Source organism: Microbacterium pollutisoli (assembly GCF_053586795.1).
Genome location: NZ_JBNYWT010000004.1, coordinates 55610 through 72131 on the forward strand (window position 1 = coordinate 55610; position 16522 = coordinate 72131).

At 68.9% G+C, this 16522-nt stretch carries 5 protein-coding genes; all 5 read left to right on the forward strand.

What is annotated here, in order from left to right; all coding sequences use genetic code 11:
* Positions 1–138 precede the first annotated feature (138 nt).
* The 5 genes from rpsL to ACQ143_RS10125 all read left to right on the forward strand — a co-directional run bounded on the left by rpsL (position 139) and on the right by ACQ143_RS10125 (position 16230).
* On the forward strand, positions 139–507 hold the full coding sequence (rpsL, locus tag ACQ143_RS10105) for a 30S ribosomal protein S12 (protein WP_183499724.1): 369 nt from the start codon (positions 139–141) through the stop codon (positions 505–507).
* Between the two features lie 5 nt (positions 508–512).
* Entirely contained in the window at positions 513–983 is a 471-nt protein-coding gene (rpsG, locus tag ACQ143_RS10110) for a 30S ribosomal protein S7 (RefSeq protein ID WP_434810652.1), read from the forward strand.
* 75 nt (positions 984–1058) lie between these two features.
* Entirely contained in the window at positions 1059–3173 is a 2115-nt protein-coding gene (gene fusA / locus ACQ143_RS10115; protein WP_449570567.1) for an elongation factor G, read from the forward strand.
* A gap of 151 nt (positions 3174–3324) precedes the next feature.
* Positions 3325–4518, forward strand: a complete 1194-nt coding sequence (tuf, locus tag ACQ143_RS10120) for an elongation factor Tu (protein ID WP_449570568.1) — start codon at positions 3325–3327, stop codon at positions 4516–4518.
* 354 nt (positions 4519–4872) lie between these two features.
* Positions 4873–16230 carry an isopeptide-forming domain-containing fimbrial protein gene (locus ACQ143_RS10125; protein WP_449570569.1) on the forward strand — a complete coding sequence of 3786 codons (11358 nt, stop codon included), beginning with the start codon at positions 4873–4875 and terminating at the stop codon, positions 16228–16230.
* The last annotated feature ends 292 nt before the right edge of the window (positions 16231–16522 follow it).

The following is a 16522-nucleotide window of genomic DNA, read 5'->3' on the forward strand; positions in this document are numbered from 1 at the left end:
CCCATAGGGACCGGTCTGCGAACAGACCACCCCCACGGCATATCCACCCCTGAGAAACGTGCAGCGCTCTCGCGCCGCGCCGGTGGATCTGTGGTGAAACCACACGCTGTCACCGTGCAGCATCGACAAGGAGAGAACGTGCCAACTATTCAGCAGTTGGTTCGCAAGGGCCGCTCGCCCAAGGTCAACAAGACCAAGGCGCCCGCGCTCAAGGCGAACCCGCAGCAGGCGGGTGTGTGCACCCGTGTGTACACGACCACGCCCAAGAAGCCGAACTCGGCTATGCGCAAGGTCGCCCGCGTGAAGCTCCGCAACGGCACCGAGGTCACCGCCTACATCCCCGGCGAGGGCCACAACCTGCAGGAGCACTCGCTGGTGCTCGTCCGCGGCGGTCGTGTCAAGGACCTCCCCGGCGTGCGTTACAAGATCGTCCGCGGCGCCCTGGACACCCAGGCCGTGAAGAACCGTAAGCAGGCGCGCAGCCGCTACGGCGCGAAGAAGGGCTGACCTCAATGCCTCGTAAGGGACCCGCACCCCGCCGCGTCGTCGTCAACGACCCGGTCTACGGTGCTCCGATCGTCACCCAGCTGGTGAACAAGATCCTCGTCGACGGCAAGAAGTCGCTCGCCGAGTCGATCGTCTACGGCGCCCTCAAGGGCGTCGAGGCCAAGAACGGCCAGGACGCCGTCGCCACGCTCAAGAAGGCGCTCGACAACGTGCGCCCCACCCTCGAGGTCAAGAGCCGCCGCGTCGGCGGTTCGACCTACCAGGTGCCCGTCGAGGTCAAGCCGCACCGCGCGAACACGCTCGCGCTGCGCTGGCTCGTCTCCTACGCGAAGGGCCGTCGTGAGAAGACGATGACCGAGCGTCTGCAGAACGAGATCCTCGACGCCTCGAACGGCCTCGGTGCCGCGGTGAAGCGCCGCGAGGACACCCACAAGATGGCCGAGTCGAACCGCGCCTTCGCGCACTACCGCTGGTAAACACACCCATTCGGTGAGCGGGTGGCCCGCACAACGGGCTACCCGCTCCCCGGTGAGAAAAGCAAAGGACACCCCGTGGCACAAGAAGTGCTCACCGACCTCAACAAGGTCCGCAACATCGGCATCATGGCGCACATCGATGCCGGCAAGACGACGACGACCGAGCGCATTCTGTTCTACACGGGCGTCAACCACAAGCTCGGCGAGACCCACGACGGTGCCTCGACGACCGACTGGATGGAGCAGGAGAAGGAGCGCGGCATCACGATCACGTCGGCCGCCGTGACCTGCTTCTGGAACAAGAACCAGATCAACATCATCGACACCCCCGGTCACGTCGACTTCACCGTCGAGGTGGAGCGCTCGCTCCGCGTTCTCGACGGCGCCGTCGCCGTCTTCGACGGCAAGGAGGGCGTCGAGCCCCAGTCCGAGACCGTGTGGCGTCAGGCCGACAAGTACAACGTCCCGCGCATCTGCTTCGTCAACAAGATGGACAAGCTCGGTGCGGACTTCTACTACACCGTCGACACCATCATCAGCCGCCTGGGTGCCAAGCCCCTCGTGCTGCAGCTGCCGATCGGCGCCGAGAGCGACTTCGTCGGCGTGGTCGACCTGCTCGAGATGCGTGCGCTCGTCTGGGAGGGCGACTCCAAGGGCGACGTGACCATGGGCGCCAAGTACGAGGTCCAGGAGATCCCGGCCGACCTGGCCGACAAGGCCGCCGAGTACCGCGAGAAGCTGCTCGAGACCGTCGCCGAGAGCGACGACGCGCTGTTGGAGAAGTACTTCGGGGGCGAGGAGCTCACGCTCGCCGAGATCAAGGGCGCGATCCGCAAGCTCACCGTCGCCGGCGAGATCTACCCGGTGCTGTGCGGCTCGGCGTTCAAGAACCGCGGTGTGCAGCCGATGCTCGACGCGGTCATCGACTACCTGCCCAACCCGCTCGACGTCGGTGCCATCGAGGCGCACGACCCGAAGGACTACGACACGATCATCGAGCGTCACCCCGACGCGAAGGACCCGTTCGCGGCGCTGGCCTTCAAGGTCGCCGTGCACCCGTTCTTCGGCCGGCTGACCTACATCCGCGTGTACTCGGGCCACCTCGAGTCCGGCTCGGCGGTCGTCAACTCGACCAAGGGCAAGAAGGAGCGCATCGGGAAGATCTTCCAGATGCACGCCAACAAGGAGAACCCGGTCGACGGCGTCACCGCCGGCAACATCTACGCCGTCATCGGCCTGAAGGACACCACCACCGGTGACACCCTGGCCGACCCGGCCGAGCCGGTCATCCTTGAGTCGATGACCTTCCCGGAGCCGGTCATCGAGGTCGCCATCGAGCCGAAGACCAAGGCCGACCAGGAGAAGCTGGGTGTCGCCATCCAGAAGCTCGCCGAGGAGGACCCCACCTTCCGCACCGAGCTGAACCCCGAGACCGGTCAGACGACCATCAAGGGCATGGGCGAGCTGCACCTCGACATCCTCGTGGACCGCATGAAGCGCGAGTTCAACGTCGAGGCCAACGTCGGCAAGCCGCAGGTGGCGTACCGTGAGACGATCCGCCGGGCCGTCGACCGTCACGACTACACGCACAAGAAGCAGACCGGTGGTTCGGGTCAGTTCGCGAAGATCCAGTTCGCGCTGGAGCCGCTCGAGGTCACGGCCGACAAGACGTACGAGTTCGAGAACAAGGTCACCGGTGGCCGGATCCCGCGCGAGTACATCGAGCCCACGAACCAGGGCTTCCAGGACGCGATGAACGTCGGTGTCCTGGCGGGCTACCCGGTCGTGGGTGTCAAGGCCATCCTGATCGACGGCCAGTCGCACGACGTCGACTCCTCGGAGATGGCGTTCAAGATCGCCGGCTCCATGGGCTTCAAGGAGGCGCTCCGCAAGGCGGACCCCGCGATCCTCGAGCCGCTCATGAGCGTCGAGGTCCGTACTCCAGAGGAGTACATGGGCGACGTCATCGGCGACCTGAACTCGCGCCGTGGCCAGATCCAGACGATGGAGGACGCGGCCGGCGTGAAGGTCGTCCGTGCCCTCGTCCCGCTTTCGGAGATGTTCGGCTACATCGGTGACCTGCGCTCGAAGACCTCGGGCCGTGCGGTCTACTCGATGGAGTTCGACTCCTACGCCGAGGTCCCCCGGGCCGTGGCCGACGAGATCATCCAGAAGACCAAGGGCGAGTGACCCTCTCCTGACTCGGATGCCGGGGGTTCGCGCCCCCGGCATCCACCCAAACTGAATACAGACACGTCAACTACACTGACACCAACCCCGTAGAAGACCGGTCGCAATCCAGTGCCCGGAAACCCCTACATGACGTCCTGAGGAGGACCCAGTGGCTAAGGCCAAGTTCGAGCGGACCAAGCCGCACGTGAACATCGGAACGATCGGTCACGTCGACCACGGCAAGACGACGCTGAGCGCCGCGATCTCGAAGGTGCTCGCTGACAAGTACCCGTCGGCCACCAACGTGCAGCGCGACTTCGCGACCATCGACTCCGCTCCCGAGGAGCGTCAGCGCGGTATCACCATCAACATCTCGCACATCGAGTACGAGACCCCGAAGCGTCACTACGCGCACGTCGACGCCCCCGGCCACGCTGACTACATCAAGAACATGATCACCGGTGCCGCTCAGATGGACGGCGCGATCCTCGTGGTCGCCGCCACCGACGGCCCGATGGCTCAGACCCGTGAGCACGTCCTGCTCGCCAAGCAGGTCGGCGTTCCCTACCTGCTGGTCGCGCTGAACAAGTCGGACGCGGTCGACGACGAGGAGATCCTGGAGCTCGTCGAGCTCGAGGTCCGTGAGCTGCTCAGCTCGCAGGACTTCGACGGCGAGAACGCCCCGGTCATCCGCGTCTCGGCGCTGAAGGCCCTCGAGGGCGACGAGAAGTGGGTCCAGTCGATCCTCGACCTCATGGAGGCCGTGGACGAGAACGTGCCGGACCCGGTGCGTGACCGCGACAAGCCCTTCCTCATGCCGATCGAGGACGTCTTCACGATCACCGGTCGTGGCACCGTCGTCACCGGCCGTGCCGAGCGTGGCACCCTGGCCATCAACTCGGAGGTCGAGATCGTGGGTCTGCGCCCGACGCAGAAGACGATCGTCACCGGTATCGAGATGTTCCACAAGCAGCTCGACGAGGCCTGGGCCGGCGAGAACTGTGGTCTGCTCCTGCGCGGCACCAAGCGTGACGACGTCGAGCGCGGCCAGGTCGTCGTGAAGCCCGGTTCGGTCACCCCGCACACGAACTTCGAGGGCACCGCGTACATCCTGTCCAAGGACGAGGGTGGCCGCCACAACCCCTTCTACACGAACTACCGTCCGCAGTTCTACTTCCGCACCACGGACGTCACCGGCGTCATCACGCTGCCCGAGGGCACCGAGATGGTCATGCCCGGCGACACCACGGACATGACCGTTGAGCTGATCCAGCCCATCGCCATGGAAGAGGGCCTCGGCTTCGCGATCCGTGAGGGTGGCCGCACCGTCGGCGCCGGCACGGTGACCAAGATCATCAAGTAAGTCCTCGGACTTCAGAACCCCCGGAGAGCTTCGGCTCTCCGGGGGTTCTGTGCGTTTTTCGGCGGGTTCGTCGAGTCACGGGTTGCTCGCGTGGTGCCGCCCGAGGGGTGGATGCCGGTGGGCCCGCGCCATCCTGGCGTACTCTGTCGGGCCCGGGGGTGAATTCGAGGGTGAAGTCCGGCGGGCACACGCATTCCGGCCCGTTACCAGCCCGCTGATGCGCTTGCCTTGAGGGGAGCGCGCGCATGAACCCGACTCATGCACGCGTTCAGACGTTGCGCGCAGGCCCGGTCTCGGACCGGGTCTGCGCGCGCATGCGTCCACCGAGTGTCACCACCGAGAGGGTCTTGAGTCATGCGTTCCACCCTGCGTCAGCAGCGCCGCGAACAGAAGCTCCGACGGGGCAAGAAGCTCACCGCTCTGGCAGCCGCAGTCTCGCTGGTGGTCGGCGGACTGATCGCCGTCGCCGGCGCGCAGGTCGCGTCGGCTCAGACGTGGACGCCTGAGACGAGCATCACCCCCGTCGCCGCGGAAGGCAAGGACTTCGTTCTGGCTGGCGAGGATGTGACCTTCGACCTCGCGGTGCGTAACGACGGCGGCGGCGAGCAGTTCAACCTCGCGGTGGCCGCACTCGTGCGGGCCGATGTGGCCTTCGTCGGCTCGTCGGCATCGCTCGGCACGCCGGTGCAGTATGCCGCCGGCGCCGTGCTGCCCAACAGGGTCGGATCGACGGCGGACGAATGCGCCGATGCGGGCCTGGAGCCGGCGGCCTCCCCGGCGAACAGGTGCGCAGTGCCCGCGGGCATGCAGCTATGGGTCTGGTCGAACGTCAACGATCTTCCCGACGGTGGTGTCGTCAACGGTTCGGTGACCGTCCGGCCCACCGCCGGTGCGTACCCGGTGGGAAGCGCGGTCGACCTGGCAGTGCGCGCCTATACGAGCGATGACCCCACGATGCTCCCGACCTTCGACGGCTCGACGAGCGTCGCCACCACGAGCGACCACACGTCACAGCCGGGCACCGCGACCGGTACCGTCGACGTTCGCGCGCTGCGCGTGGTCAAGACCGAGACCACGAGCCCCGAGAACGAGTTGCTGCGCGGGGTGCACGACAACCCTGCGACGTACTCGGTGCGGGTCGAATACACCGGCGAAGGCGACACAACCGGCGTCACCGTCACCGACTACCTGCCGGCCGGCCTCGAGTACCTCGGGCTGTCGGGTGGCGACAACTCGACGGGTGACGAGGAGTACGACGGCTCCGGGCGGATTCCGGGCACGTGGGATCACTCGATGGCCGAGACGGTCGAAACTGTCGACCTCGACGCCGCTCAAGCCTCGGCCCTGGGCCTGGCCGGCGCCGGCGTGTACACGAAGGTCACCTGGTCGATCGGCGACCTGACCGACGGCACCGCGCAGACCGGCGGGGCCGCCGGCATCCCCGGCTTCTACGAGTTCAGCTACACGGCGGCCATCCCGCTGTTCGAGAACGCCATGTGGCCGGAGGGGACCGCGCCGTCCGTCGGCAGCGGCGGTCAGGCGGCCAACCTCGACAACAACACGGGCGCCTCGACCCGACACGGTGATGAGGACGACTACGCCGATGCGCAGTCGCTCACCAACGCGGTCTCGGTCGCCGGCACCTACGGCGGCGCGGTGTTCGAGGGCGACGAGCAATGGCGCACCGCGACCGACGACGACACCGAGACCGTCGACGCCGTCGACCTGCGTGTCGTGAAGACGGTGCTCGACGAAGACGCATTCACCACCGGCACGCTGGCCACCTACCGCCTCGACATCGCAACCAGTGAATACATGGATGCCGGGGGCATCACCCTCACCGACGTGATTCCGAACGGTCTGTGCCCGGCCTTCCCCGCCAACAGCGACGGCAGCACCCCCGACCTCCTGATCGACGGCGTGCCGGCAGCGGACTGGAACACCCGAGTCGCCCCCGACGAGGCGTGCAACTACCCCTCGGAAGGCGCCGTGCTCAGCGCCGGTCTCACCGTCACTGCGATCGACTACGACACCGGCGCCGGCACCTTCACGGCGTCGTTCGCGCTGGCCGACCTCGACGCGGGCGAGACCGTGCACGCCGAATACACCGTGATGCAGCGCCCGAACTACACCGGCGTCGGCGGCGGCACGAGCTCGGGTGACGCGTTCACCAACCACGTCGAGATCTTCGGCACGACAACCCCGATCGACGTGATCGGTGACGACACCGAACTGGCGAAACGGGTCGGCGGCGAGTGGCTGGTCACCGACGACTCGGCGGCCACGATCACTTCGGCGTTCGCCGCGCTGACCAAGACCGTCCTCGAGCGCGGCGTGACGCCCGCCGAAGCGACCGATGAGGACTGGAAGCCCACGGCGGACACCGCCTTCTCGCCGGGTGACACCGTCTGGTACCGGATGCAGATCCCGTTCGCGGAAGGCATCGACACCCGCAACGCGAAACTCTCGGACTACCTCCCGGTCGGCGTCGAGTACGCCGGCTGGTCGGCCGAGCTGGTCGACGCGAACGGCGCTGAGATCGATGACATCGAGAACTACGTCGCTCTCACCCCTGCCAGCCCCAGCGCCACGACCCGCGTGCTCACCTGGGCGTTCGGCGCCCAGAACCGGCAGCCGTCGAGCACCGACCGGTTCATGCCCGCCGGCAGTGAGATCACGATCTACCTCGAAGGTGTCGTGACGGCGCAGTCGGCGTCGCGCGACGAGGTCGACAGCCCCGAGAACCACGCGAAGTACCAGCAGCGCAACGTCGACGGGGTGCTCGCCTTCCTGCGAGCGGATGCCGGTGTCGACCTCGACTGGGGCGCGACGCTGAACAAGGGCATTTTCGCCGTGAACGGCACTGAGAAGACCGGTGCGTTCGGCGACCGCGATCAGGACGAGAGCGTCGTCCAGGGCGACACCGTGGAATACCGCATCGACGTCACCGCGCCGCAGAACACGACCCGGGACTACGTCGTGTGGGACGTGCTGCCGGCCGGGGTCACCGCCGCCGACGTGTCGCCCGCATTCGAGGCGTGGACGTACGACGGCTCGGGTTACTCCGGGATCGAGTCCGCTGTCTCCGCCGCGGCCTATGACGACGGCGACACGCTCCCTGACGGCATCTCGCTGTCGAGCGACTACGAGGGGCGGTCAATCGTCGCCTGGACGATTTCGACCGACATCGAAGGTTCGACCGCCGGCGAGAACCCCGTCACGCGCGGCTTCTCGCTCGGGTACACCCTCACCGTCCCCGCCGGAGTGACCGACGGCGGCGCGGCGGCACAGCTCACGCAGAGCTACCGCAACACCGCCGGCATCGTCAGCTACGACGTCGTGAACAACGGCACCCGCACCACGACGCTCGTGCCGCAGACGGCCGATGGCGAGCAGCACCTGACGAGCCGCACGCCCGGCTCGGACGAGGTCGGCGTCTCCGACACCGACACCTACGACTCGGCCACGGTGACGCTGCCCGGCGCCGAGATCGAGAAGGAACTCCTGTCGACCCAGCTCAACGGCGGCGGCAACAGCGACGGCCAGATCACGCAGGGCGAATACGCGACCTTCCGCTACAGCATCACGATCCCTGCGAAAACCTCGGTGGCAGGCGGCGTCCTCGCCGACAACGGGTCGTTCGGCGGCACGACCTACACCTTCGTCGAAGGCAGCGCAGCCTTCACTGGGCCGGCCGGCGTGGACCTCGATGCTCGTGGCTTCACCCAGATCGGCACCGACACCAGCCCGTACAAGGCCGGCACGCTGGTCTTCCCCGACACCTACACCAACAGCACCAGCGCCGCGCAGGTCTTCACGGCGGAGATCACCGTCTACGTGGGAGACCTCAGCCACACCGCGATGCTCACCAACACCGCATCGTTCACGCACGACGACCCGAACGGCGGCCCGGCGGTCTCGCTCACCGACACCGCACAGGTGCAGTACGTCGAGCCGTCACCGTCGCTCGACAAGACCGTCACCGACCCCGCGAACGGCCAGGTCGCCGAGCGCGGAACCGCCACCTACACCCTCACCGCGAGCAACGCGGCAGGGCGCCCGGCGCTGTACGACACCGTCGTATACGACTGCATCCCCGTGAAGCTGACGAACCCGACCGCGCTCAACCCGAGCCAGGGTGACGTTGAGATCGTCGCCGACCAGACGTGCGCCGTCGTCGACGGCCAGATCGTCCGGGACGCGGGCACCGGAACACTCATCCGGTGGGATGCCGGAACGATCGAGGGCGGCAGCAGCGCGACGCTGACGTACACCGTCACGGTCGACGCGACCGCCGGCTCGAACGAGAGCTTCACGAACTACGCCGAGCTCACCGGGTACACCCTGCCCGGCAGCCTCTCCGGTGCCGAGGACCGTCGCGGTGAGCGCACCGACGATGCGAATGCCACGGTGAGCCTGCCCCCGGCATCCATCACCAAGTCGGTCAGCCCCACCGCCGCGCCGATCGGCGAGACCGTGACCTACACCCTCAACACGACCCTCCCGGCGAACGCGAACTATTACGACGTCGCGCTCACCGACACTCTGCCGGCCGGCGTCGACTACGTCACCGGCAGTGCCGAGGTCACGACCACCGGCGCGGGAGCACCCACCGTGACGACCGAGCCGACCGTCGATGACCGCACGCTCACCTGGGCAGTCAACCCGCCGAGCGCCGACGTCGCCTCGTCGGTCGAGGCCCGTACGATCACGATCACGTTCGACGGACTGATCACCGACGACGTGGCCGCCGCGGCACCGCGCAACGCCGCGACCTTCGCCTGGAACGCGCTCGACGGCGACGACGAGTCCCGCGCGGCCGACACCGACACCGCCGACGTCACGATCCTGCATCCGCGCGTCGCGATCGCGAAGAAGGTCGACGGGCAGGATGCCGTTCAGCGCACGCCGGATGCCGAGTTCACCTACACGCTCGCCGTGACGAACACCGGGGGCACTCCCGCGCACCACATCACGATCACCGACGCGGTGCCTGCCGGGGTCATCGTCGACGCGGACACGATCTCGCACGACGGCGAGCTCACGGGGGCCGACGAGGTGACCGGCGGCGGCACGATCACGTGGACGCTTGCCGGCCCGATCGACCACCAGAGTGGTTCGGGTGCCGACAAGCTCGTCTCTCTCACCTACGACGCGCGGTTCGCGGCGTCGTCCGAGCTGACCGCGACCGCGCTCGTCAACACCGCCGAGGTCACCGGCTATGAGTCGTTCGATGACGGCGGACGCACGTACGTGCCAGGCGAGAACGGGGTGCCGGAGGCGACCGACACGGCGTCGGTGCAGCCCCTGTTCCCGGCCGTCGAGCTCGGCAAGAGCGTCGTCGCCGGCCAGACCGAGGCATTCGTCGACGAGACGTTCGCCTGGCAGCTGTCCGCCGTCAACACCGGCTCGGGCCCGGCGCAGACCATCACGCTGACCGACACGCTGCCGGCCAACTGGGTCTACGACCCCGATTTCGATGCCACGGTGCAGGTCGGCGCGGGAGCGCCCGCCGCACTCGGCGTGCCCACCCTGGGCTCCGACAGCGAGGGACGGGTGACGCTGACGTGGACGTTCGGCGCCGACGCACCCGCCACGCCGCTGCTGCCGGGCACCGTGCCGGGCGCGACCGAGGAGCAGCGCACCCTCACGGTGCTGTTCGCCGCGAAGCCGCTCGCTGCGGCGCGGGACGACGCGGGCACGACAGCCGCGTCGCCGCACACGAACACGGTGTCGGCCGTGACGACCGACACGACCGGCTCCGACCGCAACCAGACCGGTTCGTACACCGGCCCCGATGCCGCGGCCGACGCGTTCATCGGCCAAGCCGACCTGCTGCTGCAGAAGTCCGCGGTCGGGGGCGTCATCGACGCGGGCGATGCCGGCGCCGCCGACAACCTCTACGGTCTCGACGCCGGCACGTGGGTCGCCGGGCAGGCCGTCGTGGCGGATCAGTACGCGCAGCCGCAGTGGCAGGTGACGATCACGAACCAGGGCCCGGATGCCGGGCACGGGCCGTTCCGCGTCACCGACGCGCAGACGCTGCCCGCCGGTGTCACCAGCGGGTTGTTCACCGCCTGGTACTACGCCGCGGGCGCCACGACGGGCACGCCGCTCGACCTCGACGGCTCCGGCACGGCGGATGACCCGTTCGTGATCGGCGACAACGCCACCGCGCTCGCCGCCGACGGCACCGACCGCATCGTGCTCGTCGCCGATGTCACCGTCGCCGCCGGCGCGACCGGCGACGCCGCGAACACGGCCGACGTCCGCGGCCGCACGTACGAGGATCCCGATGACTTCGACGACAACGGCGACACCGCCGAGCAGCCGATCGTCGCGCAGGCCGACCTCGAGATCGAGAAGACCACGACCACGGTCGACCCGAACGCGGGCTCGTCCATCTCGTGGAACCTCACGGTGCGCAACAACGGTCCCTCGGTGGCGGTGTCGACCGACGACAAGACGATCACCGTCACCGATGTGATCCCCGCGGGCATCACCGCCGTCACCCAGCCGGCGGCCGTGGCCGGATGGACCGTCACCACCGATGCCGACGGCGGGTGGCCGGCCGCGGCCGGTGACACCGTGACCTGGACGTTCACCGGCGACTCGATCGCGGTGAACGTGGAGTACGACTTCACCCTCACCGGCACGGTCCTCTCGTCCTGGACGGGCACCATCACCAACACGGCCGAGGTGCACCCGGGCGAGACCCCCGACCCCGACGGCGACAACAACGACAGCGAGACGCCCGTCACCCCCGGCGACGACACCACGCTGGGCATCGACAAGACACGCGTGGTCTACGTCGACGGCGCGTGGAGGTCGGCCGCCGAGCTCGGCGAGAGCCTTCCCGAGGTCGTCGCCGGCGACACCGCCAGCTACCGCGTGACCGTGGCCAACACCGGCCCCGCCGACGCGCGCAGCGTACGCGTGCTCGACGAGCCGCCCGCCGAGCTGACCTACGACACCCACGAGAGCGTGACCGGCACCTGGACGCGCACCGCCGGCGGGGGCGACGACCTCTTCGCCCTCGGCGACCCGCTCGTCGCGGGCGGAAGCGCGGTCTTCGTCGTCACGTACACCATCGACGACACTCTCGTCGCCGGCACCGACCTGACCAACCTGGTGACCGCCTCGGCCGACAACGCGACCAACGATCCCGACGACACCGAGGGTGTCGAGACCACTCGGCAGGCGAACCTGTCGATGCTCAAGCAGGTCATCGACGCCGACGGCATCGTGATCGACGACGCGACGGTCACCGCGGGCACCGAGGTGCGCTACCGCCTGACTGTCACCAACGAGGGCCCGAGCATCTCGTCGGCGCCCATCGACGTGACCGACACGCTGCCCGCCGGGCTGACGTTCGTGTCGTCCACGGTGTCGGTCGCCGGCGCCGCCGCCGAGGCGGCGACCCCGACAGACGACGACGGCGAGCTGACCTGGACCGACCTCACGGCCGGCGCCGCGCTCGCGGTCGACGACACGATCGTCATCGAGCTGCTCGCCGACATCGTACCCACGGTCGGTGCGCAGACGCTCACCAACTCCGCGACGGTGGACGGACCCGAAGACTTCGACCCCACCGACGACACCGACACCGAAGACGTCGACATCGTGACCGCGGCCGATATGTCGATCGACAAGGTCGTCGAAGACGGCCCCTGGATCGCCGGCACCGACGTCGAGTACACGATCACCGTCACCAACGATGGCCCGTCGGCCGTCGACGCGCGGGTGCACGACGTGCTTCCCGCCGGTCTGACCCCGGTGTCGATCACCGGCGCAGGCTGGACCTGCACCGACGCCACGCAGACCTGCACCTACCCGCAGCACCCGGTCGGGTCGAGCACGCTCACCGTTACGGCGACGATCGGCGCCAACGTGCCCACCGGCACCGAGCTGGTCAACACGGCGACGCTGACCTGGACCGACGGTGACGGGCCGCACACCGACAGCGACCCGGCCGAGATCGCGGTGACCACCGATGCCGACCTCGCGCTGGCCAAGCGCGCGGTCGACGCCGACGGCGAGACGATCACCCGTGTGGTGGCCGGCTCGACCGCCCGCTACGAGCTCGTGGTTTCGAACGAGGGCCCGAGCGACGCGGTGGCCACGCTGACGGTCACCGACACGCTGCCCGCGGGCACGCGCTTCTCGTCGCTGGTCAGCACCGTCGACTGGACTGCCGTGGCATCCATCGTCCCGGACGGCGACCCGCAGACCGTCGTGTTCACGCGCAACCCCGCCACCGCGGGGCTGCTCGACGGCGCCGACGCCCCCGCGATCGTCTACGAGGTCTACGTCGACGCGGCCGTCCCGCAGGACTCGGTGCTGACCAACACCGCGACGGTGAGCTCCGGCACACCCGACTCCGACCCCGCGAACGACGACGCCGACGCGTCGGTGACCGTCGACGCCCGCGCCGACCTCGGCATCGTCAAGTCGCACACCGGCACCCCCACGGCCGGCGAGGAGTTCGAGTGGACCATCGCGGTGACCAACCACGGTGACAGCGACTCGCTCGCCACCCCCGCCGACCCGATCGTCGTCTCCGACACCCTGCCAGACGGCGTCACGCTGGTCAGCGCCACCTCCGATTCCCCCGGCAGCGTGTGCGACACCGAGGCCGTCGACGGCGTCTTCGCGTGCGAGATCGGTGCCACTATGGCGCCCGGTGACACCGTGACCCTCACAGTGCGCGTCGCCGTCGCCGAAGACGTCTCGGGCACGCTCGTGAACACCGCGACGGTGACCCCGAGCCTGACGCCCGAGCCGACCGAACCGGTGCACCCGAACGAATCGACCGACGAGACCGACCCCGTGCGCGAGGTCGCCGACCTCGCGGTCGAGAAGATCGTGCTGACCGACCCCGACGACATCGTCGCCGGGGGGTCGATCAGCTGGCAGATCACCGTCACCAACCTCGGCCCGTCGAACTCCGACGCGACCGCCGACGACCCGATCGTCGTCACCGACCAGCTGCCCGCCGGCGTTACGCTCGACGCGGTCGTCGTGCCGAACGACGACTGGTCGTGCGACAGCGGCGACGGCACGCTCACGTGCGAGCTGCCTGCCGACCTCGCGACGGACGACCCGCAGGTGTTCACCGTGACGGCGACGGTCGATCCGTCCGCGCAGGGCCGCATCGACAACGTCGTGACGGTCGAGCCGGGGCTCACTCCGCAGCCGGCCGACCACGAGTTCAACGACCGTGACGAGGTCACCTCGGTGCTGGGCGAGTCGGCCGACCTGCGCCTGCTCAAGGGCATCAGTGCAGAGATCGTCGCCGGCGACACCGGCCGGTACGTGCTGCAGGTGTTCAACGACGGCCCATCCACGGCGCGCGGCATCACGGTGACCGACGCGCTGCCCGACACGCTGACCTTCGTCGGCGTGGTGGGTGACGACGCCGGGCTGTGGACCTGTGACGACGCCGATCCGCGCGAGATCGTCTGCGCCTACGCCGGCACCCTCGCGCCCGGTGCCGAGCCGCTGACCCTCGAGATCGAAGTGGCGGCCGCCGCCGACCTCACCGGTGACGTCACCAACGTCGCCGTGGTCGGCGCGACCACGCCCGACCCCGATCCCGCGAACAACGACGACACCGAGACCGGCACGTTCGTCACGACCGCCGACCTGACGGTGACCAAGACGCACGATGCCGAGGCGCCGATCGTCGCGGGCGGAGAGCTCACCTGGACGGTGACGGTCGCCAACAACGGTCCGAGCGACTCGGTCGCCACCGACGCGCAGCCGATCGTCGTCACCGATGTGCTTCCCGCGGGCACCACGTTCGTCGCGGACGGCTCGTCCGAGACGTGTGTGATGGATGCCGGTGACGCCCGGCTCGTGGTCTGCGAGATCGCCGCGACCATCGCCGCCGGCGAGTCCGTGGCGCTCGAGATCCGTGTCGCCATCGACCAGGACGTCACCGGCGACCTCACCAATACGGTGCGTGTCGCCCCGGCCCTGACGCCCGACACCGACACGACCAACAATGAGGCGTTCGACACCGTCGCGGTCACCGAGGTCGCCGATCTCACGATCGCCAAGACGGTCGCCACCCCCGCTGACGACATCGTCGCCGGCGGGCGGATCGCGTGGACGCTGACGGCCTCCAACCTCGGCCCGTCGAACTCCGACGCCACGGCCGACGACCCGATCACGGTCGTCGACACGCTGCCGGCCGGCGTCTCGTTCGTCGAGGCCGCCGGTGACGGCTGGGTCTGCGTCGCGGGCGAGTCGTCTCCGGACGACCGTGACACCGTGGTGTGCGAGCGCGCCGACGACCTCGCGGTCGGCGACGCGCCGGTCATCACCGTCACCGGCCTGATCGCCCCCGATGTGCAGGGCGAGATCCGCAACGACGCCGTCGTGGCGCCGGGGCTGACCGCCGAGCCGGCCGGCGGCGAAGACAACAACGACGCCGACGCGGTGTCGCCGGTGTCCGAGTCGGCCGACCTGGCGCTGAGCAAGGCGGTGACCGAGGCGATCACCGCCGGCGGTTCGGGCGCCTACACGCTCGTCGTGACCAACCTCGGCCCGTCGTCGGCACGGAACATCACCGTGACCGACACGCTGCCCGACGGTCTCGCCTACGCGGGCGTCGACGGCGACGGGTGGAGCTGCGAGGCCGGCGACGGTGATGCGGACGTGGTCTGCGCCTATGACGGCGTGCTGGCCCCCGCGGCATCCACGTCGTTCATTCTCAAGGTGACGGCCGAGGCCGACCTGCAGGGTGACATCGTGAACACCGCGGTCGTCGCCACGACCACGCCCGACCCGAACGACGAGAACGACACGGCTACCGCCACGGGCGTCATCGCCGAGCTCGTCGACCTGTCGATCGAGAAGATCGCAGTCGGCGAGGCGATCGTCGGCGAGGAGTTCGCGTACGAGCTCACTGTCGCAAACGCCGGTCCGTCCGACGCGCGCGGTGTGCGCGTGGAGGACGCCGTCCCCGCCGGTCTCGAGGTCGTCAGCGCGTCAGGTGACGGCTGGAGCTGCGCGGTCGACGGCACGGCGAATCAGGTCGCGTGCCTGCTCGACGAGCTCGCGGCGGGGGAGACCGCGCCGGTCGTCACCCTGCAGGTGCGTGTCTTGCCGGGCGCCTACCCCGAGGTGGAGAACACGGCCACGGTGACGGCGACGAGCCCCGAGGGTGACGATACCCTCGCTGACAACTCGTCCACCGCGACAGTGCCCGTGCCGCCGCTGAGCGACCTGGTCGTGACCAAGACACTGCTCGACGAGCTCGTCACCGGGCAGCAGGCCCGGTACGAGGTGACCGTCGTCAACGAGGGCCCGACCGAAGACCCGGGCATCATCACCGTGACCGACGACCTGCCCGATGGGCTGACCGCCCGCGGGTGGTCGATGGACGGCGCCGAGGGGGAGTGCGCCACCGACGTGACGACGTTCACGTGCACGGTCGAGCGGCTGGCCGTGGGTCAGAGGGTGACGCTCGTGCTCACCGTCGACGTCGCCCCCGGGGCGATCGGCACGATCGTCAACACCGTCACCGCGACCTCCGACGCCGACCCGGCGGGGGCGGCCGCCTCGGCGGCCGGCGAGGTCACCGTGGTCGACCTGCCGTCGACGGGCGGCGTGCTGGCACCGTATCTGCCGTTCGCAATCGCGCTGCTGCTGCTCGGCGCGGCGGCGATCTGGTGGGCACGACGGCGCGATTCAGAGACCGTGTAGTCACGAACCGGGGTCCGGATGCCAGTGCCTCCGGACCCCGGTCCCGACAGATCTACGATTTCAATCCCGACCAATCCAAGAGTTCGAGTCCGGAAAATCCAAGAGTTCAACTCGTCGTCGTCGTGCCGATCACAGCATTGCGCCCGTAGGCGGGACTGAGAACGCAGCGTTCGTGGGAGACTGGCGGAGGCTGTGCGCCGAGTGCGTGGCACACGCCGTGCCCATTTCATCGACACCGCGGCGCAGGAGACCCACATGCCCAGAGAGCGCGATCGGCGACAGCGACACGGAC

Coding starts and splice junctions, on each gene's coding strand:
- rpsG (WP_434810652.1), top strand. CDS start 513: ATGCCTCGTAAGGGACCCGCACCCCGCCGCGTCGTCGTCAACGACCCG.
- ACQ143_RS10125 (WP_449570569.1), top strand. CDS start 4,873: ATGCGTTCCACCCTGCGTCAGCAGCGCCGCGAACAGAAGCTCCGACGG.